Source organism: Sphingobacterium sp. UBA6317, assembly GCF_002440385.1.
In the GTDB taxonomy this organism is placed as follows: Bacteria; Bacteroidota; Bacteroidia; order Sphingobacteriales; family Sphingobacteriaceae; genus Sphingobacterium; species Sphingobacterium multivorum.
The window spans coordinates 53,848-76,945 of sequence record NZ_DJTD01000017.1; the positions used below are offsets into that span (position 1 = coordinate 53,848).

At 41.6% G+C, this 23,098-nt stretch carries 18 protein-coding genes; 3 read left to right on the top strand and 15 right to left on the bottom strand.

Annotation, left to right across the window (positions count from 1 at the left end):
• Positions 1-78: 78 nt before the first annotated feature.
• The 5 genes from B3E92_RS04860 to B3E92_RS24360 form a co-directional block, all read right to left on the bottom strand.
• Positions 79-1,119, bottom strand: coding sequence for a FecR family protein (locus B3E92_RS04860; protein ID WP_286766776.1), 1,041 nt, complete (start codon positions 1,117-1,119; stop codon positions 79-81).
• A gap of 46 nt (positions 1,120-1,165) precedes the next feature.
• Complete coding sequence (locus tag B3E92_RS04865; protein WP_286766775.1) at positions 1,166-1,720, bottom strand: RNA polymerase sigma factor; 555 nt, start codon at positions 1,718-1,720, stop codon at positions 1,166-1,168.
• A gap of 157 nt (positions 1,721-1,877) precedes the next feature.
• Positions 1,878-2,777, bottom strand: coding sequence for a TlpA family protein disulfide reductase (locus tag B3E92_RS04870; protein WP_286895602.1), 900 nt, complete (start codon positions 2,775-2,777; stop codon positions 1,878-1,880).
• Positions 2,778-2,891: 114 nt separating this feature from the next.
• Complete coding sequence (locus B3E92_RS04875; protein WP_286895604.1) at positions 2,892-3,509, bottom strand: hypothetical protein; 618 nt, start codon at positions 3,507-3,509, stop codon at positions 2,892-2,894.
• 58 nt (positions 3,510-3,567) lie between these two features.
• Positions 3,568-3,768 carry a transposase gene (locus B3E92_RS24360; protein WP_369012020.1) on the bottom strand — a complete coding sequence of 67 codons (201 nt, stop codon included), beginning with the start codon at positions 3,766-3,768 and terminating at the stop codon, positions 3,568-3,570.
• Positions 3,769-4,017: 249 nt separating this feature from the next.
• Here B3E92_RS24360 and B3E92_RS04880 point away from each other — a divergent pair, with 249 nt between their 5' ends.
• Both B3E92_RS04880 and B3E92_RS04885 read left to right on the top strand, forming a co-directional pair.
• Positions 4,018-4,458 (top strand): hypothetical protein, encoded by a 441-nt coding sequence (locus B3E92_RS04880; RefSeq protein ID WP_286766773.1) that lies wholly within the window; start codon positions 4,018-4,020, stop codon positions 4,456-4,458.
• Positions 4,459-4,834: 376 nt separating this feature from the next.
• Complete coding sequence (locus B3E92_RS04885; protein ID WP_286766772.1) at positions 4,835-5,854, top strand: LacI family DNA-binding transcriptional regulator; 1,020 nt, start codon at positions 4,835-4,837, stop codon at positions 5,852-5,854.
• A 69-nt stretch (positions 5,855-5,923) separates the two neighbouring features.
• Here B3E92_RS04885 and B3E92_RS04890 read toward each other — a convergent pair whose 3' ends face one another.
• The 10 genes from B3E92_RS04890 to B3E92_RS04935 form a co-directional block, all read right to left on the bottom strand.
• Entirely contained in the window at positions 5,924-7,123 is a 1,200-nt protein-coding gene (locus tag B3E92_RS04890) for an endonuclease/exonuclease/phosphatase family protein (RefSeq protein ID WP_286766771.1), read from the bottom strand.
• A gap of 54 nt (positions 7,124-7,177) precedes the next feature.
• Positions 7,178-8,002, bottom strand: coding sequence for an endonuclease/exonuclease/phosphatase family protein (locus tag B3E92_RS04895; protein WP_286895607.1), 825 nt, complete (start codon positions 8,000-8,002; stop codon positions 7,178-7,180).
• A 47-nt stretch (positions 8,003-8,049) separates the two neighbouring features.
• A complete protein-coding gene (locus B3E92_RS04900) occupies positions 8,050-9,381 on the bottom strand; it encodes an IPT/TIG domain-containing protein (RefSeq protein WP_286895608.1) in 1,332 nt (443 codons plus the stop codon).
• A gap of 19 nt (positions 9,382-9,400) precedes the next feature.
• Positions 9,401-10,207 carry an endonuclease/exonuclease/phosphatase family protein gene (locus B3E92_RS04905; RefSeq protein WP_286895609.1) on the bottom strand — a complete coding sequence of 269 codons (807 nt, stop codon included), beginning with the start codon at positions 10,205-10,207 and terminating at the stop codon, positions 9,401-9,403.
• A gap of 40 nt (positions 10,208-10,247) precedes the next feature.
• Positions 10,248-10,952, bottom strand: coding sequence for a DUF3823 domain-containing protein (locus B3E92_RS04910; protein ID WP_286766767.1), 705 nt, complete (start codon positions 10,950-10,952; stop codon positions 10,248-10,250).
• Positions 10,953-10,978: 26 nt separating this feature from the next.
• The gene (locus B3E92_RS04915) at positions 10,979-12,877 is read right to left on the bottom strand and encodes a RagB/SusD family nutrient uptake outer membrane protein (protein WP_286895611.1); all 1,899 of its coding nucleotides are present in this window, start codon (positions 12,875-12,877) and stop codon (positions 10,979-10,981) included.
• An 11-nt stretch (positions 12,878-12,888) separates the two neighbouring features.
• On the bottom strand, positions 12,889-16,035 hold the full coding sequence (locus B3E92_RS04920; protein ID WP_286766765.1) for a SusC/RagA family TonB-linked outer membrane protein: 3,147 nt from the start codon (positions 16,033-16,035) through the stop codon (positions 12,889-12,891).
• An 80-nt stretch (positions 16,036-16,115) separates the two neighbouring features.
• Positions 16,116-17,282: a glycoside hydrolase family 130 protein gene (locus B3E92_RS04925; RefSeq protein WP_286895613.1), complete on the bottom strand. Its 1,167-nt coding sequence runs from the start codon at positions 17,280-17,282 to the stop codon at positions 16,116-16,118.
• A gap of 160 nt (positions 17,283-17,442) precedes the next feature.
• Positions 17,443-18,720 (bottom strand): sugar porter family MFS transporter, encoded by a 1,278-nt coding sequence (locus tag B3E92_RS04930; protein WP_286895616.1) that lies wholly within the window; start codon positions 18,718-18,720, stop codon positions 17,443-17,445.
• The gene (locus tag B3E92_RS04935) at positions 18,717-19,577 is read right to left on the bottom strand and encodes an ROK family protein (RefSeq protein ID WP_286895618.1); all 861 of its coding nucleotides are present in this window, start codon (positions 19,575-19,577) and stop codon (positions 18,717-18,719) included. The genes B3E92_RS04930 and B3E92_RS04935 overlap by 4 nt, the downstream gene beginning before the upstream one ends.
• A 430-nt stretch (positions 19,578-20,007) precedes the next feature.
• Here B3E92_RS04935 and B3E92_RS04940 point away from each other — a divergent pair, with 430 nt between their 5' ends.
• The gene (locus tag B3E92_RS04940) at positions 20,008-23,091 is read left to right on the top strand and encodes a SusC/RagA family TonB-linked outer membrane protein (RefSeq protein WP_286895620.1); all 3,084 of its coding nucleotides are present in this window, start codon (positions 20,008-20,010) and stop codon (positions 23,089-23,091) included.
• Positions 23,092-23,098 lie beyond the last annotated feature (7 nt).

Below are 23,098 nucleotides of genomic sequence, written 5' to 3' on the forward strand. Positions count from 1 at the left end.
TTAAATTTTTAGAAACGTTTAATTTTAACGGATAAAGGGGACGGCAATTCCTCTTTATCCAATTTTATGGTTAAATAATCAATTGCTTTTAATCCAGACCTCCTTTTCTAGTTGTGTTATCGTATAATCTCTAAGTTCATAAATGTTACTTAAAGACGTCAGTATATTTACATCCAGATTGATCCTTCCAGAATAAATAGTCGTTTTTTCCAATACAGTTTGATCCGTATGAATTTTCACGTTATAGATTCTTTCTAATTTTCTGATCAGTTCCTTGGTTGACAAGCGATCGAGTACAAGCTGTTTTTTTGTCCACAATATTTCATTCCCATCACCACTATTATCGATCAGCATCTTATTTTGTTGAAGGTCATAAGCAATAAACTGTCCTGGAGTCATGGTGATATGATCGAAATGCGGGCTACTGAGTTCCACTTTTCCTGTTATCAATTCAATTGACATTCTTTTATCCTCCTCATAGGAAGAAACATTAAATGTCGTCCCAAGCACTTTAACTGCAGCATTTTTTGTCTTCACGATAAAGGTTGTGCCTGTATGAGCCACATCAAAATAGCCCTCTCCATTGAGGTAGACCTCGCGCGGTTTATTTTGCATATCCGGGTTATAAGTAAGGTAAGATCCCGCATTTAACCATACTTTAGACTGATCCGGGAGGGTAAATTCCTGTCTCCTGCCATAAGGGACAAATACCGTATTGTAACGAACAGTTTCTCCGGCATTATTAGGAGTTAGCAAATTCAATATATCGGGGCGATCATTCACTTTCAAAAAAGAAATGGCATGGTTTTCAGCAGCTGGATCGATAGAAATGAGTTGCAAGCTATCGTTATTTTTAATGAAAGTTTGGCTAATAGCGGCTATTTTCCCGATATCAAGTTCTGTATCCGCATTGGTATTAGAAGGGGAAAATAATTTGAAGCAGATCAATAAGCAAGCCGCAGCAGCAATTGAGCCTACATAGGCAAACCATCTTTTCCGGCGGCTATTATTTGTACTGTGGACAATCCGTTGAAAGAGTTGCGCCTTATCGTCTTCAGTAAGACAGTCTTCGGGCACAATATCAAATATATGTTTAATTTTTTCTTTTTTGGTTTTCACAAACTATGCTTTTAAAGATATAGAGCACAATTCTTGAAAACATAGACTAAAATTTATAAAAAAAAATATAAAAGATAGTAAAGAGCTCAATCGGGTTCAATTCGACTTTTAATTGCTTGATAGCCCTAAAAGTAAGTGTTCGACAAGTCTCCACATTGACCCCCATCATATTAGCAATCTCATCGTAGGTGAAATCAAGATAATATCTTAAAAAAAGCGCTTCACGTTGTCTTTTAGGTAATGCATCTACCTTTTCTTTGATCACCTTTACAACTTTAGCTTCCACCTCATCATTAATTAGTTCCAGTTCGTGGCTATTTGTCCAGCTGATATCTTCTGAGAGGCCGTCGATAGCTACTGTTTGTACTTTGATCATGAGCAACTTACGGCGTAGCGCAGCGAAAAGATAATACTTAACATTAACTTCTTTTGCAATTTTGGGATTATTGAATAAATTTACGAAAAGATCATGGATACAGTCCAGTACGGTCTCCTTATCAAAATGATATTGTTTACCATAGATATACAAATCATCGATATACGCATCGTAGATTTCCTTAAATGAACTTTGATTACCTTGTATAAATCCAATCCAAGACATAAAACTGAGTAGAAACTTTCCGCTAATTTCTTCTATTTACTATTAAATTAAGATGAAATAATGGTTATCTTATCACTTAGGCCTATTTCATCAAACTGGAGTACAGTATCCTTATTAACAAAGATACAATATTTACCTATAAGTGCCCGTTCTCGAATTATTTGATTCCTTGCATCAATTGATACGTAAACAGCTGTGGATAATTTTTTGGAAGCTCAGTTGTCAGATTATGCATTTGGAAATTATCATTTCTAATTCTACCATCAGGATCCATCAGTATGTACCTCGGAATTCCGTTAAATTTAAATAATTCGCGCAATGCCCTATATTCATCGGCAGAAATTCGATAGGATTCAAACATGCTATTTTTAACAATATAATCTTTATAAAACTCCATATCTGGAGTCCCCTCAATATCTTTTACAAAAACAAAAACCAAATTCGGATTATCTTTGAGTTTTAAGCGTTTCCCTTGCGTTGATTCAATACAGGAGCGGCACGGACCGCACCACTCTGCCCAAAAGTCTACGACAACGACTTTACCACGGTATTTATCTGTCATGTTCTTAAAGACGGCCGCAGCAGTAGTATGGGGCAGTAAATAACCGTTTCTGGACTTCTTTACACGATCTGCCAGTTTGAGCGCTTCATCCCTTAAATCTTTATTTGTTAACACGGCCAACAATTGTTCTGTAGTTTTTGTTATCCCTGCGGTATCAGCCGCACCATTTAATGCCGACTGCAAGGTACGTAGTTTCGCAACTTCGGAGACCAACGTGTTGGCTATTGTTGGGTTAGAGTTTCGATTTGCCGAATCCAATACCAAATATAAATTCCCTTTACGTTGACTATTTAAGGCATCATAATAGACATCACGACTAAATAGTGTCGAATATTCGAATCGGTTGATAAAGGTTGAAAAGTCACCCAGTGCCAAAATGGCCGGATCATTTAGGTCTAAGCGAGCTATAAAATTGAAATAATCACTGGGTAGAGGTTCTTTTAGGAAGGCATTTGTAGGATTGTGCCTTAGGTAATCCTTTCGATACATTTGCATATCCATCAATTGTACTGCGTATATGAGCGCAACATCCGTTTGGATCAGATTTTTTACTTTTGGTGAAAAATCTGATTTTTTTAGCCGTCCGTTTACTTCATTTTGTACCGAATCTCACGCTGTCAAGATTTGCTTTTTTATTGCTGAAATCGGTTGCTCTTTCAAACGGCTTTCCATACCCCGATAAAAGGCACGTTGATTATTTTTCCAATCAAAACCTCTGAACTGCTGATTCTCGGCAGCAAGAGGGCCTTCAAAACCTATTAACGCTAAATTCTCATCTGCTGTAACTCTAAATCGCAAGGCTAGCGTTTGTCCCGGTTCGATATAAAATTTAAATTGGTTATTTTTGAAAATAAGGTAACTCGTTGTCGGGTGCGTGGCCAAGTAGCTCGCCTCAAAACGGCCATCAGGATAAACCTGTATGGTAGTCGGATAATCTTCACGAGTCAACTCATTACTGCTATAAATAATACCACTTGTAAATTCTAGTGCAGGACTATAATCTTCGATAAATCCAATTACACGTACAGTATCAAATTGGAAAAAATTGTTTTTATACGACACTAGATTCTTTTTCACTTTAGCATTAGCCAGCTTTTCCATTATCCAGTCATTTGGATCGATTTTAAGCGGTTTTTCAGCTGATGATTGAGCTGTAGCAAATGATAAAAAGAAGAAAGAAAAAAAAGAAAGTAATGGAAACTTCATAATGAGGCTATTGGTTTCCATAAAGTTAATCATTTTATTTAGACAACAACAAAATAATATCTCCTTTCGTACCCCATATCTACCTAAATGAAAAAGGTATCTTAGTCTTGCCTTTAATCGAGGTGCCAGATTCTCTTTGTACTACATCATTGCCTGAATACCTAACCAATTGTTTTGAATTATGAAACTGCTCAAAACCCATTGTTTCAGCTAATATCGTTGCTACCGTAATCAATCTTACACCTCTTATCGTCAAAACCTTTCTTACATGCTCTTTCAATACATCTTCCTTTTCGATAGCTTTCTTAATTTCTTTCAGGCATCTTTAGATTTCCTTATCTATCTTAGTAATGAGTTTTTTGTTGATCTTGGTAATAAATACTTGGATATCATGTGGCAGTTCTTGCTGTGCCTGATATTGCCAAGTGTTGTCTTTTGTTCCTGAAGCTGAAGATGGTACCGAGTTAGATTCCTGAGTTGCATCGCATCAACTGCATCTGTTTTTTTTCACATTAAGACTAGAGAAATCGTGTTTTCACCTTACATTGGCAATTGTACGGACACCACCAAATTTACTTTTGAGCCCTATGACCTGAATCAATTTGGCGGACTGTTATCCGGCACCAACTGGGTTCGTTACAGGGGTTATAACGTTTTGACTACAGCAGCGGTCGTTCAAGCTGTGACAGCCAACGGACTATCCGCGGATAATAAAACATCTATGCCTTGGTTATTGACCGTGGCGACACCAACTTTTTCGGTAGGCATCAGCTTAAATGATGTTACGGCTTTGATGGGTGCTTTAGGCAGTTATAATGCTTTTGTTCTAAACAGTGGTACCACCAGCGTCATGGTCCAGGAAACCATCACCACTGATCAAATTAATCCGGTGGTCTGGAATACAGTATCTCAGCCGTTAACGACAGGAGGCTCAGCAAGCATCAGCGGTATTGGATTTGTGAAGCGATAAATAGTTTTTAAAAAATCAGCTACTCTACATGCAAGTTGGAATAGCTGATTAACTATAAATTTCAAAACTACTTATTTACAATTGCTCAATTTCTTCATCCTCCCTTTCAAAACTTTTACTCAAAATTTCGTTTATCCTCCACCGTAAATTTACCGATTTCTCCAACTTCAAACTTATATAAAAAAGCAGGAATTATAATTGCGTTCAATAAAATGGAAGCCGCAGTCTCACATATTTTGTGGCCTCAAACTTGCCCCTTAACCAAAGGCAACCTTAAAAACACAACTAATTTTAAGGCAAAAATAATAGATCAAATGTTTTTGGACTGTTATGGATGCGAGTGGATAAAAATCTATATTTTTAAGCTTTAGAATATATGGAAAATAAAAAGATCTCGATAAATGACATTGCGAAACACTTAAATATAGCAAAGTCCACCGTTTCATTGATAATTAACGGAAAAGCTGATGAAAGGCGCATCAGTAAAGAATTACAGGCTAAGGTCTTAGATTATGTCAGGGAGGTTCGTTTTTATCCTCATCACTTAGCTCAAAGTCTCGCAACAGGCCGCAGCAGCAGTATCGGACTTATTGTTGAAGATATTTCGGATTCTTTCTTTGGCCCAATAGCGCTTATGATCGAAAATTTAGCCAAAACGAAAGGTTATCGAATAATGTACAGCAGTACCCTCGGTGATACGAATACAGCCATTGAGATGATCAATTTTTTCAGACGGAGCCATTTAGATGGTTATATTATCGCGCCGACCAAAGGAATAGAAAATATAGTGAAAGAAATGGTCGATGAACATACCCCAATTGTTCTTTTTGACCGGGATCCGGTAGACGGTGTAGATTTCGTCGGAACAAACAACAGGGAAGCAATGACAGAAGCTTGTATGCATCTTTATGACAGAGGCTTTCGGAACATTGGATTCGTTACGCTCGAATCTGCACAGAGCCAGATGCAGGACCGATTATTAGGCTATAAAGAGACGATGGAAAAATTAGCCATTGATCCTAAAGTGGCCTATATATCCTTTGAAAACAAAAAAGCAATAAAACAGCAGCTTATCAAGGATTTTCTTGAAAGCAATCCGGAATTGGATGCGATCATCTTCGCAACCAATTATCTCTGTTTAGCAGGACTGACGGCAATAAATGAGCTAAACACTAGCACGAAAATGAATTTCGGGATTGTCTCCTTTGATGATCATGAAGCCTTTAACCTGATCTCTCCAGCGATCACGGCCATACGCCAGCCGCTGGAAGAACTGAGCAACAACATCATATCACTATTGCTAAAGCAGATAGAGAGACCGATAAGGGACAATCCGAGTCATGTAGTGATACCCTCCGTGATGAAAGAAAGAGGATCATCTGAAAGAAAAACTTAATAATCTCCTCCCGATCGGCCGCAATAACTGATCGACAGAAGATTATTTTAAAAAGAGCGGAATCAGCAATTATTGCACTTTCATTGAAGAAGCCTTATCATTGGCCGTTGGTGTCAATTGAGAAAACAGCGGCGTATCCGTAGTCAGCGCCCAGCTGAGCCCCGCAAAATTCTGGTGTTCATAGATCGTCAATGTAAGCCCATCTGGCACCCTTGCTGAGGATGCCCAATCATTTTCAATACCCCTTGCATTCAGGTCAGCTAAGTTATAAGTTCCTCTCGGCAAGAAAACTCCCTTACCACCATAGTGTGCATCTTTGAAAATACTTACTCCATCGATTTTTAAACGGGCAATAACAGGAAAATGATCAGATGGCAATATTTCTCCCGGATCTTTATGGTACCAATCGACTAACCTGGAGGAAACTGACCATTGACCGGTAACAAAGATATGGTCGATCTGACTATCCCCGCTTGGGCTAATGTTCCATCCATTACCGGTAACACGTAATGCAGGCGACTTAGAACCAGCGATATTCCAGCTTTCTTCTAACCATGACGGACTATTAAGCACACTATATGCGGCAGAATTTTGATTTGCATTTAGGTCGCCCATCAGTACCGCCGGAAGATCGCCGATTTTGTTTTGCATATAGGTCAACAGAAGATTTGCACTGTTAACCTTAGCATCAGCACCCTTATGATCAAAATGCGTATTAAATACATAAAAGATCATTGCCGTCTGTTTATCCTGAAGCTTTATCCAGGTACAGATGCGCTTGTATGCAGCATCCCAGGCTGGTCCGGCCGGAGCTGTAGGTGCTCCAGGCGCCAGCCAAAATGTACCGCTTTCCAAAGCATTAAATTTTGTGTTTTTATAAAATATGGCAGAGTGCTCAGAAGAACTATTTCCTTCTCGTCCTGTGCCCACTTTGCTGTAGCCTTGTAGATCTGAGGCCATATTGTCCATCTGATTTCCTAAAGCTTCCTGAACTCCGACTATATCACAGTCATGTTCCAAGATTCTTTCTTTGACCAAAGATCGCCTGACCGTCCATGCACGGTTTCCCGCATCGGGTGCATCCTGCCGGATATTAAAAGTCATCATGACGTACCCCCCGCTTCCGGCTATTGTTGTTGAACTTTGTACTTCGGTTGGTAAGGACAGCGTTTCGTCAGCCGGTGATGAATTTGTTAAATCTTTCGCACAAGCTGCAAAGATGCAGGTGGACAGAAGTGCCAGCTGCAGTCCATAAATTAATTTTCTCATAATTTATATCTTTTGGTTAACATGAAACAATTACGACTATAGCGTTCACTAAGACTATTTCAGATTAAATGTTCCCACAACTGGATAGTGGTCTGACTCTTTGTCCGCCCAAAATTGAACCGCGTAGTCCTTAACTTCAAAAGCCTGGTGAGGTGCATATATTAACCAGTCACAGGTATATGTAGGCTTTGGAGTCGGTACGGTCCATTCACAATTTGAGATTTGACAAGGCAAAGTAAACCATTTCTGCAAAGCCGGCATCGTCTGCGAATTAGGCCGAGAATTCAAGTCAGCCCCTAAAATGATCGGCTGCTTTAAATTTTTAACTTCCTTCAAAATCTCGTTGATCTGTTTTAAACGGGTGGCATCTTCCTTTTTATAGCCCAGGTGAGTCGTGGCGAAATAAAACTGTTTACCATCCTTTTCCAGCAACGCATATCCAAAAGATCGCGTATCATCCCCATCATCAGCAACCCCCAAATGAATGGACTTTGTTTGCAAAAGCGGATATTTTGAAAGGATAACATTTCCATAGTCTCCTTTCTTCAGGGTGAGCGCATGTGCAAAAAAATAATATTTCATTCCCGTCAACGCCGCTATTTCCTTTGGAAAATCCATCGGATTCACATCGGTATTGCGCTCTACTTCTTGTAGAGAGACTACATCGGGATTGACCTTTCTGATTACCGCTGCAATAGCTTCAATACCCATTTTTCGAGCACTGTAGATGTTGTAGGTCATCGTTTTGATCTCAACTTCACCGCTCAATTTTTGAGCAGAAGTTTCATTCGCGCTTACAGCCACCAGAACAGTGGTGATTAAAGCAAACAGTAGAAGACGCAAGTTTAGATTTCTTGCAATAGACAAAGCTATCATCATGATCCTATTCTTTAATTTAAGTAAGAATTTGGTAAAACATATTTTAGTTATTCTATAACTATTTTTCGAATAACATGATTCCAGGTGTCAGCGACGTACAATGCGCCGTCAGGACCAAATTGCAGGCCTTCGGGTTCATAAAATTTTGCTGATAAAGCGTTTCCGTTCTGGAGGCCATTTGTACCCGCAGTACCCGCGTAAGTAGTTACCGTACCGGTGGTCGTAATTTTTCGAATGCAATGGTTTTTACGATCGGCAACATATAAGTTTCCTTCGTTATCCAGATCCATCTGTGCAGGAGTGTTAAACCGGGCAGATTCTCCATTTCCCACCGCATTCCCCGTTGTATTGGCATTTGGTCCAGCAAGTACCTGTACTGTTCCAAAACTCTTGGTGCTTATGTCATAAGGCACACGATAAACACTGTGTGCATTGTAAGCGCCAGAAATAAACATGGTTTGACCATCTTTAGAGAAAATAATATCCATGACATTCACATTTTTTGAATTGATAGCAAACAGGCCCTCCAGGCTCCCATCGGATTTTAATCGACAGATCTTTCCGCCAGAATACACCCCCACAAATACCTCATCTGTCACTGGGTTCGTTGCTACAGCGGTCAATCCTCCTTGTGCGGACACAGCTGTCAAATTGTTGTACTTACCTGAAGATTTTGTCATTTTGCCCAGCCCCATGGCGCCATTTGCGTTATTGTCATTAGTAAGAAATAAGGTACTCTGATCCATTGAAAAGTCAAAAGCCCGGAGACGTTCGAATAAAGGGCTTTCAAAAGCCTTAAGCAATGTGGTTACTTTATTATTTTCCGCAACTCGGAGCGCAGCAAAATTATCTCGGCTACTTGCCCCTTCTTCGACAAAATAAAGGGCATTATCCTTGCTCCATTTCAAATAGCGTGGTCCCGACAGTTTAGCCTGGGCATAGTCTCCATCTACATCATCCTTGGTACTTCCCAAATACGTGTAAACGACGGTTTGGTAACCATATTCAAAATTTTGCTTGTAGGTATAATTTTGACCATTTATAGCAAGTTTCACGCTGCCGGAACCGGCATTCTGTGGAATACGTGCCGTAATAATCCTTCCATTGGAACTCAATACGGTAGCCTCCTTATCATTGACGGTAACTTTTATTTTTGTTAGATCTGTTTCAAAGTTACTTCCGTACAACGCTATTTCAGTTGCAGATCCTCCAGAGATAGGCGTATACTGCGTAATTTGGACCGCATCAGTTTTATCAGGGTAAGACATGTCGCTGCCTTGATCTTTATTACAGCTCAAAATGCCCAGGGCGAGTGCCATCAATGCTGCAAAGCAGAGGGATCTGGAACCTGATCGTTTAGAAAAACACATTGTTGTCATGGTTTATTAGGTGAAATTTTTATGGATTTTTGATCAAAAAGTTAGCAGTGACCGGAAAATGATCTGACTGCGAATAAGAACTGTAATCAACATCATAAGTTTCTGCGATTATCGCATCTGTGGGCGCATACATCAGATAATCTATAGTTCCATCCGGTTTAGGTGTCCCAGCCGTAAAACCACAATATCCGTTGAGGCAGCCAGGTGTAAACCATTTGGTCAAAACTTTATAGCCCTCTTCTGTCGGTTTGGCATTTAAATCTGCAGACAAGATAATTGGTAACGTAAGGTCTTTGGTATATTGGTGGATAAGATCTATTTGATGGAGTCGATTTGCATTATCGGCCAAATGGTCCAAATGGGTTACGGCGAAATAAAAGTCCTTATTTTCTTTGGTCACCTTAACAGTTCCGAGCGCCCTGATGTATGCATTTGCTTCCGAAGTTACAACATCTAATAAATACGTTTTCGTCTCCTTAAGCGGAAATTTAGATAAGATTAAATTTCCGTATTCTCCTTTCACTAGGTCGCGCGCCTTAACAAAATAATAATATGGCATTCCAGTGAGTTCCGAAAGCCGCTTCCCAGTATCAAAATTCAGATTGGTAGAATTTACCTCTACCTCCTGTAGTCCTACGAGTTCGGGGTCATTTTTCTTGATCACTTCGGCGATAGCCTCTATACCCTTTTTTTGCGCCGCATAGATGTTGTAAGTCATAGTTTTGACAGAAACACCAGTGACAGGCTGCTCTTCAACCTTGGTATCATTTTTACTGCATGATGCCAATAAAAAACCTAGGATACTTAATGTTATAATTTTTTTCATCTGAGATCTTTTTGTAGGTTTCACTTTGCGTTTTATTTGATCAGTCATTTGCTATCAATTCTATGGTATCACTATAATTGACGACTCCGTTTACAGTCGCACTTACCCTGACGTAGATTTTGTTGCCATTTGCCTTGATCTTGTAAAAGTTTTCGACAAACTGTTTATCATTGGCCAGTTCAAAAACATGCGTACCTTCATCTATTTTGCCTTTAGCAATCTTTGTGACATAATTAGCATTATTTTCATCTACCCGCGGCGTATAGTTCCACATGACAGATACGTTGGTAAACGTAAAGGAGTCGTCCGCCTTATCAACCTTAAATGCTATTTCGACCCGGTTTCTTTCGGAAATAGTCGCCGAAGCCGTAATACGGGAAAAAGGAGTTGCCTTCAAATCGAACTGCGTCTCACCATTGACCGTGGTATAACCTTCACAAACCCCTATAAAAGGGCCATTTACGGCCACCCTGTACTTCCCATTAAACACTTTATTATTGGTATAAGATCCATCTGCATTCGCCCTGAAATCGACAGAAGCAGTCGCCTTTGTCCCTATTTCAAATAAAGAAACCAGTACGCCACCCGATCCCTCCACGGGCAGCGGAATAGGCTTGTTAGTTTCCATGTCATATATGGTACCGTGCAGTCCGCCATTCGGAGCTTCCATATTATCGATCTCATTTTCACAACTGTTCATAACAGCAATAAGCATAACACCGAGCATAAAAAAAATATTCTTCATACTTATCATAATTGTATACATCTAAATTAATTACCGTAGCCCGGATTCTGAACCAGCTGCGGATTTGTGCTCAAGTCCGTAGGACTGATGCGGATATAGTAGTTTCTTTCCAGAAATAATCTCTTTTGTTTTGGAGGAACTCCAGTTTCAAAAGTATACTTCTTACTTTTGACATTGTACCAAGGATATAACGCTGTACCCCTATAGTTAGTAAGTCCTCCCTGGGATTCATCCAGATGAGCCACGCGCCACCGCTTGAGGTCCCAGAAACGGAGCTTTTCAAAAGCAAGTTCGACCTTACGTTCTTGTCTTACTTTAGCAGTAGATATCGTTGCAAGAGGTTGAATTCCGGCGCGTGCACGAATGTTATTTACAGCCTGAAGAGCTTCTGCATCTTTGCCACCAAGCTCCACGCAGGCCTCAGCAAAATTGAGGTATATCTCACCAAGACGAAATACCACCCAAGGTGTCTCCGAGCGCTTAGCATCAATATTTGTCATATCCGTGAGAGTTTCATCAAAAAACTTACGCATATAAAACCCCGTTTTTGACGCATCCCCAACGTCTGCACCGCCATCTTTACCCGAAGTATTGTACCTCACACCATCAATTGTAGCCACATTATCTTTGTCTGGCTGATTCTGCGCCTGATATTTTTGTCCCGAGCCGTTCTGTCCGTTAATTACCCCCCGTATCCATTCGACCTTACTGCCCTTTAAAGGAGCTCCGGGGACGTAGATGGAAGCAAACAATCGCGGGTCTTTCCCGACAAAAAGATCGTAGGGACTATCAAAACTACGAGGTGTCCCATCCGTATTTTTTAAGGCTAATTTACCGGCACTACCATCACTGTATTCAAATGCTTCGACCATTTCGAGCGTAGGTGTTACACCGCATCCCCACCCGTCACCACGATAGGAAAAAGGAGCATTCATCTTATCCCACATGTGACCTTTTCCCGCTGAAACATTGAATGTTTTCTGAAAGATATATTCCCCGTTATTCCCATTTACACTTTTGGAAAACAGTTCATAGAAGTTCTCTGCTTTGTCGGAATTTTTGTTATAAAGGCTGTAAGTGCCGGCCTCCAGCAATGCTTTTGAAGCATTATAAGATTCCGTAAAATAACGTGTTGCCTCATTGGCTGCTATACCCACATAACCTCGCGTTACTGCCTCGCCACTTAAATTTGCATTTGAACCATATTTAGCAATCGAGCCAGCATACAGCGAAGCACGGGACCATAAGGCAAGGGCTGCACCTTTGGAGGCTCTGTATTTACTTTCTGCAGATCGCGATACCGGAAGTATGTCGCTGATCGCCTTACATTCACTGATAATAAAATCGTAAACTTCCGATTCTTTATTTCTTGGAACCTGTAATGCCGAAAAATCGCCGGGCACATATTCTTGTGGTGTCGTTAGCAAGGGGACACCACCATAGCGCTTCACCAAACCAAAATATTGCATCGCTCGTATCCACCGTGCCTCAGCATCGACTAGGCGCTTCTCCTCGTCGCTCAAGACTGTAGTCTCACTCAGTTTCTTCAAGAAGTCGTTGGTACGCCGTATCTGCACATATCTAGTCGCAAACGGATCTTCAAATACATAATCACTATACGTATATATCGAATTGGCATTGCTAAATGCATAATCTTTTTGATAAGCTCCTGTGGCTTCATCCGACAAGGAGGTCAAATTAAGCAGATTGGATTTCCCGGTAAACCAATCGTCAAATTCATCTAATCTTAATCCTTCATCGTACATGGTGACCAATACAGACTGTATCGCCTGCGGGCTTTTCCAGATGAGATCAGAGGTGATAATTCCACTGGTGAGCTCCCGGTCCAGGTAATCGTTACAACTATATAAACTCAGTGTAAATGCACAGCTCAGAAGAAGTGGACTGAAATATTTCATTTTCATAGTATAGGGTTTTATAAAACTATATTAATACCAAAATTGAACGTTTTCAATTGTGGATAATAGCGCAATCGGCTTTGATTGCTTTCAGGATCTATATTTTTCAATAACGCATCACTCCCCGTGAAAGTCAGCAGGTTATTGGCATTAAAATAGACTCTGCATCGGTCAATCTTTAAAGACTCTATCCATTTTTTTGGAAGAGAATACCCGACTTCCAATGTTTTTAACCGTAGATAATCCGCTTTATGTAAAGACCATGAGTTATCAGACCGGTTATCCACCTGGCCAGTTACCCGGGCGGCGGGCATCGTGCCAGCAATCCATTCACTATTCGGATCGGCAGGATCTGCCCGATGCCATCTGTCTGTCATAAATGCAAATCCATTGCCGAGCCCCTGTTGAATAAACGGATCAAGGATATCTCCGCTGATGTAAATATCATGACCTGCAGCACCCTGAAAGAATAAGGTCATATCAAATCCTTTATAGTTTGCTCCCAGGTTTAGTCCATAATACATTCTTGGTGTTGCACCATGGCCTATCGGTTCCACATCGTTCCCATCGATGATACCATCGCCATTCACATCTTTGAATTTTAAATCTCCAGGAAGCAGGGATCGATTTCCATTATTATCCTGCACAGGTGAGTTTAAAATATCTTCATAAGATGAAAATTGCCCAACGACCGTCTTCCCCCATCGGATATCCTTATTCCTGTCATTGTTATTGTTCTGCCAGTCATTGTAAAGGTTGGTTGATGCTGCACGTTCAACATAGCCATATCGAATGCGTGTAACGGAAAAATTGGCCGAAACATTATAAGCAAAATCAGCAATTTTATTTTTATGGCCTACCGTCCATTCAAAACCAGTATTGATATCAGAATTTAAATTCTCTTGCGGCATTGACTCGCCGAATGTCGTCGGGAAAGTACCTTGTCTTGTCGCCGGAAGGCCAGAGCGTTCGCGTCTAAACCAGTCGAACTCCGTATTGATCAATCCGTTTTTAAAGGAAGCCTCAAAGCCTAGGTTCATGATATTAGACTCGTACCATGTCAGCCAGGGATTGGCCATTCCACTGCTTCTCAGCCCAGAAGACAAGCCTCCTGTGCCCAGCACATAACTTCCCCCATACACATATCCATCGAGGTATTGGAATGCCGAAAAATCCCCCTCATCTCCCACTTTGGCATATGAACCTCTGATTTTGACATTATCAAAGTGGGGTAAGTTGTCTTTGAAAAATTTCTCTTCCGAAATCCGCCAGCCTGCTGACACTCCCGGGAAGAACCCCCATCTGCGGTCGCGCTGAAATTTGTAAGATCCATCATAGCGGAAATTCAGTTCAAGCAGATATTTTCGGTCAAAAGCGTAGTTGAACCGTCCCACTAAACCTGCGTGAGCCGTTTCTACACTTTTGCCGCTTGCATTCTGATTCTCGGTATCCCCTTTACTGATGTCGTCGATGATACCAATGGAAGATTCCCTAAAACCTAATATATCGGTCAAACGGTCATGATAAGCTTCCCATAACAGTAAGCCGCTGACATCATGTTTTTGTCCAAATACACGGTTGTAATTGATCGAATACTGCTGTGTAGGCATATACAGATTTTCCATCTTGGACTCCAGACTTGCCTTTTTTCGTAAAGCAACTTCGGTATATTGATCGTTCGCCTGATTATACTGATAATCGCTCAACGCCTTTTGCCATGTTTTCCATTCGCTGTTCTTATAGTCATAAGCGACCATAGCGCGCAAAGAAAGTCCAGCTACCCACGGTAGCTTCCAATTTAGATCCACGGACCCATTGAACTCCCTTCTCAGCCGCGACTCATATCCGCTATTTTCGATATAAGAGCTATGTATCGGGTTAGCCATATTTCCGATAGCCTGCCAGTAACTGGGATTATTGTTGGCATAAATGGAATAAATCGGGATAGCCATCTGTGCCTGCGTAAACAGGTCATCACCTCCATAGGGTTTTTCACGGTCCTGTAAACGACCTGTCAATTTAAATCCGACCGTGAAATTTGATGTAAGATTCAGATCTATATTGGAACGTAGATTATACCGTTTAAAGTTCCAGTCATCTGATTTCAAAATCCCCCCTTGATCAACATAGCCAACAGAATTATAATATTTGACCTTATCATTTCCGCCATAGATGCTGACGTTGTGTGAGCTCTGTGGAGCATTGTCACGCACCAAGGAACTCCACCAGTCAGTCCCTTGCGTTCCATTTTTGTAACTATCGAGCTGTTCCTGGCTATAAGCGGGCACCCCCGTGTACGGATTGGAGTTATAAATCGCTTCATTGTACAAGGATGCATATTCGTAGGCATTCATCATGCGGGGGTATCGTGTTACCTGTTGCAGTCCATAATAGCCATTATATTCTACTTTAGTCTTTGAATTGCTTCCTTTTTTTGTCGTCACCAATAAAACGCCATTTGAGCCTTTAAATCCGTATACTGCGGCGGCAGCATCCTTTAAGATAGATATAGATTCAATATCATTAGGATCTACCTGTGCGAAATCCCTTTGTACCCCATCTACAATAACGAGCATACTGCCATACCCGCGGATATCGACCGAAGCACCATCATCCCCCGGAGCACCGCTGCGTTGTACCGCACGGATCCCGGGCAATCGACCTGCCAGCATATTTGTGACGTTTGGCGTCTTTACCTTAATCAGCTCTTCAGCCTGTATGGATGCAACTGAACCTGTTACCGAAGCACGCTTCTGGACCCCGTATCCCACCACAACCACCTCGTTCATCATTGCCACGCTATCCTGTAAAATAATGGATAAGCTCGTTCTGCCCCCCAGCATGATTTCCTGGCTTTTATAGCCAGTGGCAGAGATCAATAGCGTTTCATTAGGTTCTGTTGTAATGGAAAACCTTCCAGTGCCGTCCGTACTGGTTCCGATAGACGGTGTGCGCTTTACTTTCACAGTCGCCCCAGCGATGGGATTGCTGGCAGCATCCATTACTTGTCCAGTTATCTGGACGGGCGCTTTGGCTATGACCATGCGTATAGGATTATTGTCCCATCGCTCATGCCCGTAAGCCGCGGATGTCATTAGTGCGAGCCCTAGCAAACTCACTTTTAAAGCTTTTTTGTAGGGCGCATTCAAATCACGCTGTATCATTCTATAAAATTATTTTGGTTATTATTTTTAATTAAAAAACGTAGACGTTCTTCAATATGGCCATATAGTTAAACTTATTTCTAATTAGGCAGCGGATCTAAAGCAGCTGGCTTATTGGGATCAAAAATGGCTACTCCTACCTTTGAATCAGCACAGCCATAATAGAGAAACCATTTCTGCTTAAAATAAACGAGGCCTTCGATAAACACTGTCCCGTCTACGTATTGACCGCTTTTTTCAAAAGCTTCCATTGGCCGCAGAAAAGGTACGTCCATCCTTGCTAATACTTTTCCCGGGTCTTTGCTATCGAAGAGGACCTGCCCCGCTGAATAAGTACCTTTATTAAACCGCTTATCTCCTTTTTCGGGATGGTTTTTGCCGTTATACAATAGTAGAATTCCTTTATCTGTCAGGATGGCGGGCGGGCCACATTCTGTTAATGAGCTGTCAAAATAACCCGCTCGCGGTGAAATGAACGCTTTGAGTTCACCTTTCTCATCTACAACCGGTTCCCAGTCAAGTAAATTATCCGAAGTAGCACCATATACACCGTGCTCGCCCCAATACATCCAATATTTACCGTTTACTTTAGTAATTAGCTGCTTACCATGTTCCAGTTTAGTGACAATCGATGCCGATTTATGCGATCTGTTGACTAGGTCAGGAAGGATGTTCGATTTCTTAAAAATAGGTCCATATTTTGTCCAGTTTTTAAGATCTTTTGAAGTAGCTACCCCCAAGCGAGGTACTTTTCGATTCCATTGCGTATAAAACATCACATAGGTACCATCTTCAGCTTCTGCTATGCGCGGATCCTCGGTGCCACCAGGCCATTCAAATTCACGTTGATTGTCATTTCCAGGATAAAACACAGGCGTATGCTGGCGGTCAAAATGTGTCCCATCAGCACTCGCGGCTAGTCCTAGGCGGGAAGTTCGATGTCCGATTTTCACACCTGTCCTATCTTCAGCCCGATACAGCACATAAATACTATCACCTTTAACAACGGCGGCTGGATTGAAGGTGTCATTATTCTCCCACTGTACGAGTTTTCCAGTCATGGGATCCAAAAATGTTGTGGTGCTATCCGGCTCGATTACAGGGTTTACCCCTGCTGGACGAACGAAACCGCCCATTACCCAATTTGGACCGGAATGTGCTTGTTGTTTTTGCACGCTACAGCTCCAAATAGTTATCAAAGTAGCCATTATAGACAGCGACGTTACTAAATGTGTTTTATGTTTCATATGCTTTAACTTTTTAATTTATATTCTTGTCGAAATTTATTAGAGATCATTTAATAGCCAATTTGATTTAGAAAACCGGTTTTGCAATGCGAAACTAAGAAGTTTATAAATCAATAGCGTTTATTTGTGAGAAATTAACAATTATTTAATATAGGTAATCTTAGTTTATTTCCTCTAATACCTTACCTTTCGTTTCGGGCATAAACAGAATAAACACGAAAGACAGGATGACCATGAGTGCGTAGAATAGGAAAACATAATAACCGCCAAACGTACTGCCCTCTACGATAATGGGAAATACCCAAGATATGATTGCAGCAAATAGCCAATGGGTCGTGCTTCCTAAGGAAGAGCCTTGAGCGCGAACTTCGTTCGGAAAAATCTCGGCCAAAAAAACCCAAATCACAGCACCTTGGGATAAGGCAAAAGATGCGATAAATCCCATAATGTAGAAAAGTAAAAATTGTGCGTTTACGCCTTTTAGACCAAACGCGGCCAATAAAAGAAATAAGAACATACCTACGGCACCTGTCAGCAGCAGTTTTTTCCGCCCAAAACGATCGATGATGCTCATGCCCACCAAGGTGAAGAGCAAATTGGTACCGCCGATAAAAATAGGCTGAAGGTAGGCCAGCTCTGCATTAAAACCAGCCATTTCAAAGATCCGCGGGGCATAATATAAGATCGCATTGATTCCTGTCATTTGATTGAAGAAGGCAAGCAAAACAGCGAAGAGTATCGGTCTGGCATACCTTTTTTGAAAAAGGCTGACATTTTTAGCCGGTGTCTGAGACTGGTTGCCCAACATCTCAGCTTTTATATCTAGTCTCAAATAACTCGCATGCGCTTTGTCAATCTGTCCCCGTTGCAACAACCATCTGGGGCTTTCGGGAATGAAATTCAATAAAAGCACAAACAATAAGGCAGGAACCGCCATGATACCGAGCATGTATCGCCAGCCGGCAGATTCAACGCTCATAAAGAGAAAATTGGTCAGGTAGGCCGTAAAAATACCGAGCACGATCATAATCTGAAATGTTCCTGTAAGTTTACCCCGGTCTTTTGCAGGAGCAATTTCAGAGGTATAAACCGGTCCGACCACAGAACTAATCCCAACAGCAAGCCCGCCCAGCAGGCGGAACAGCAGGAAAAATTCCCAAAGAGAAGCTACGGCGCAGCCCAACGCCGAGAGTAAATATAGAGAGGCAACAAAATAAAGCACGGGTTTACGCCCATACCTGTCGGCCATACGCCCGGCGATAATAGCTCCTATAATAGTTCCGATCAAGGAGATGGATACAGTGAGACCGTGGCGGACAGCATCCAGGTTCCATAGTTTTTGTATGATTTGTTCCGCACCCGAGATGACGGCTGTTTCGAAACCAAACAAAAAACCGCCCAAAGATGCGATTAATGTAAATTTCCAAATAGGCTTCATATACTAAATGTCTTAAGGGTTAATCCTAGAAATAAGTTGCGTTCATCAAATGACGCAAGCGCTAATTTCATGTCAAGAGAGGACGCCAGTTTATCAAAAAAGTGAGCGTGAGCTTGGGCAATACTGCCACCAATGATAATTGTATCTGGAGTTAATGGACCAATATATTCTTTAATGAAAGTAATCAGTTCGTTGCTTAAGAAGTCAAAAGCTTCCTTTCTATAAACCTCCAAATGATCCTGTTGTACTAAATCCTTTATATTGTTTACGGGTACCGATCCGAAGACTTTTTTTAAATGGGATAGAATGCCCCGGGTTGAGATCACATCTTCCACGATACCATTAAGGTAAGGCGCCGATCCTAAATTGAGATCTACAATCTTTCCATCCTCGTATAACGAAGAGCCTAATCCTGTTCCTAAGGTCAAGCCTATAATGCGCTTATTTTCCATTTTTTTGTCGACAACCTCCCCCAACAGAAATGCTGCAGCGTCGTTATAAAAGTGGATCGAACTTAGATCAATTCCAGTGATATGCGCAAAAAATGCTTTTAGATTAACGTTTAGTAACGACTGATATTTGTTCATTCCGTCCATTAGGGATATACCGTTTTCGTAATCGAACGGACCAGGGCAAGAGATGAGAATTTCGGATGGCAGGAGCGTGGTTGAACTTAGGGTTTTGTCGATGGTTTGTTTTATTTCTGACAAAATCTGTCCTCTTTCTGCGTTGCTATTTACATTTCCGCGAAAGTAGGATCCGTCCATGACACGTGCAGAAGGCTCACATACGAGACCAGCAGAACAATGGGTACCACCCAAATCGACACATAAAATTATATTTTCGGTATGATGCATGTTATTTTTAAAATTGGTTATCCCTAATGATTAAGCAAAACCGGTTTTGCTTAATTCTGCTAATATAGCACATAAATTTTAAAAACAACTATTTTTTATTTTTTTTGGCGAATATTACAGCTTACTCAAGCTTTGCTCCATTAAAAACCAAAAACAATGTAATTTATTGAAGCACTGATCTATAGCTATCAAAAGAGTCTAGACAAAGCATCTTTATGCGTTTTTTTTCAACAGATTACACATTTCAGCCTAAAAAAAACGAAAAATATTTTAAAAAATGCATTTTTATGCTATATTTGATATAAAACATATACAAACCGATTTCTAACCGCTATAAATTTTTATGAAATAGCACAATATTTATGTTGCCCAAGCACCAGGTGCATTAGCAAAACAAATTAAACGAAACTAATCAAACAACAATTTTATTATGAAAAGAAGTATGCTCATACTAGTGAGTTTACTGAGTACGTATGGTGTCGCCCTGGCCCAAAAAATCGTTACCGGTAAAGTCTCTACGACAGATGGATCGGCATTAGGCGGTGTAACAGTTCTCGAAAAAGGGAAAAACACCCAATCCATCACCAACAATAGTGGCATCTACAAGATCACGGTACAAGAAAACGCCACCTTAATTTTTAGACATGTCGGTTATAAACAGATCGAAAAAGCGCTTTCCGGCCAGCAGGTCCTCAACGTCAGCCTATCCGAAAACAGTTCCTCTTTGGACGAAGTCGTTGTCACTGCTTTCGGCATCAGGCGTGATCGTAAAACCCTGGGGTATTCGACCCCTATTGTCGCAGGGTCAGATGTATCCGAAACACAGCGTGAATCGTTTTTCCAGGGCCTCCAAGGTCGCGTACCGGGTCTTTCTATCAATAGTACAAGTGGTATGCCGGGTGCATCTGCACAGATCGTACTGCGTGGCTTTGCCTCTATCTCTGGAGACAATAATGCACTCATTGTAGTCGATGGCGTCCCCATCAACAATTCCACATTAAACGAAAATGATCTCGCCAGCAATGGTGCCAATAGGGATCTAGATTATTCTAATCGCGCCATGGATATTAATCCAGAGGACATCGAAACCTATACCATTCTGAAAGGACCCGAAGCTACAGCTCAGTTTGGGAGCCAAGGTGCCGGCGGCGCTATTTTGATCACCACAAAAAGAGGCAAGGCCGGTAAGTTTACAGTCAATTATTCCTTATCTGGACGCGTTGAAACGGTAAATAAATATCCCGAGCGGCAATATGTGTATGCACAGGGTACCAATGGTACGTATTCTGGGACCTCTGTCTACGCTATGGGGCCAAAATATCCTGAAGGAGCAACCCTCTACAAAGACAATGTCAACAATTTTTTCCGCACCGGGTATAACCAAAAGCATAACCTCTCCTTTGAAGGTGGTTCTGAAAAAGTGACCTACCGCTGGTCCAACGAATACAGCAACAATACCGGTATTGTACCAAATACAAGCTATAAACGCTTCTCGACCCGTCTCAACGGAACAGCTAAGTTTAACGAAAAGCTTGAATTCAACACCTCTTTCAATTATATCAATACACAGAACGATAAAGCCCGAAAAGGAAATACAGGTTATTTGATTACACTAATGCGCTTCAACCCGCTGTATGATGTGCGCGACTGGATTGACGAAAAAGGGAATCGTGTAATCCACAATTCAGATATTTACAACGAGCTCGACAATCCCTTTTGGGATGTATACCGCAATACCGCTAATGATGACGTAAACCGCATTCTGGCCACTTCCAATATGACGTATCGCGCAACAAATTGGCTAAGTCTAAACGGCATCATCGGCATCGACTTCGCCAACACACTGGGCCAAAGCGTTTACCATCCGCAATCCTACTCCGGGTCTGGATCTTCGACCAATGTACGCAACGGATCCATGAATGTGTATCAAGTTAATGGCCGTGTGCTATCAGGATCATTCATGGCTACGGCAAATACAAAAATCGGCCGTGATATCAGCTTTCGGGCAAACTTGGGAACTGAATTCAAAGATTATAATACCCTCACCAACTCACAGTATGGCGAGGACTTTTACGATCCCAACTTTTACAGCATCAACAACACATTCCCCAGTACGCGCCTGGCAAGATCTGTTGCCAATAACTTTCGGACAGTTGGATTTTTGGCACAGGCTGGATTTGGATATCTTGACAACCTGCTGTATCTAAATTTAACCGGACGACTGGATGCAGCCTCCCGAATGATGCCCAATAATCCGTATTTTGGCTATCCATCGGCTTCGTTGGCCTTCAATTTTTCAGACTTGTCTTTCTTCAAAAATAAAGTGCAATGGCTCAGCGACGGAAAATACCGCATCTCTGTGGGAACAACGGGAAAAGCGCCCTTTAAAAGCTATTACACGTTATCTAATCTCGAGCCTAAGCTATCCACAGGTGGTGGATTTGCCTATGGTGTGAATGGCGGAAATCCCGATCTGAAAGCCGAAAAAACCCGCGATTTTGAAACAGGACTCGAATTTGGCTTTTTTAAGCGCCGGCTTACATTTGATTTCAGCTATTTTAACCGTTTAAGCACCGGGCAGATCATTCTACCACGACTGAGTTATGGCTCAGGCTTCGTTTTACGGATGATGAACGGCGGTGAAGTCAAGACTTACGGTACCGAATTGCAAGTCAACGTCAACCCGATCAAAAAAACCGATTTCAGTTGGGACATGACCTTTAATTTTACCCAGTACAAAGGAAAAGTACTTTCATTAGCGGAAGAATTGCCCGAACTGTATGATTCTGACACCTGGGTACTGAGCGGCGTAAGGTCTTCGGTCATGCCGGGCTATAGTATCGGTACCTTAACTGGAACACAATTTAAGCGAAACGGTCGCGGAGACATTTTGATAAACCCTCAAACCGGTCTACCCATCGCCGGCACCGACAAATATTATCCTATTGGAGATCGTATTCCTGACTTCACGCTGGGCATTGTCAATAAGTTCAACTACAAAGATTTTTACCTCACCTTCTTATGGGACCTCCGCAAAGGTGGCGATGTGCTCAATGGACTGGATTATAGGCTCTATACCTATGGGCAGTCTGTTAAGACGTTAAATCGGGAAAACCCTCGGGTGATTGAGGGGGTACTCGAGGACGGACTCGAAAATACAGCCAATCCAACAACGAACCGTATTGCGGTAACCCCTTATTCAGCTTCAGCCTACTATATGACCAATATAGAACCGCAGATGTTTATCGAGAAAAACATCTATGCATTTAGACTGCGCGATGTTACGCTCCGCTATGCACTTCCCAAGCATCTCACACAGCGTATTTCGCCACAAACTGCATTAAGTGTATTTTTTACCGCTACCGATCTGTTTCTTTTTTCGAATTATACAGGACTTGACCCGGAAAGCAATAGTAATACGGCAGGCCTTGGCGGCATCGGCGGATATGGTATAGATTACGGAAACATGGCTAAGCCAAGAGGTTTCAATTTTGGTCTTAACTTGAGATTTTAGGAGGAAT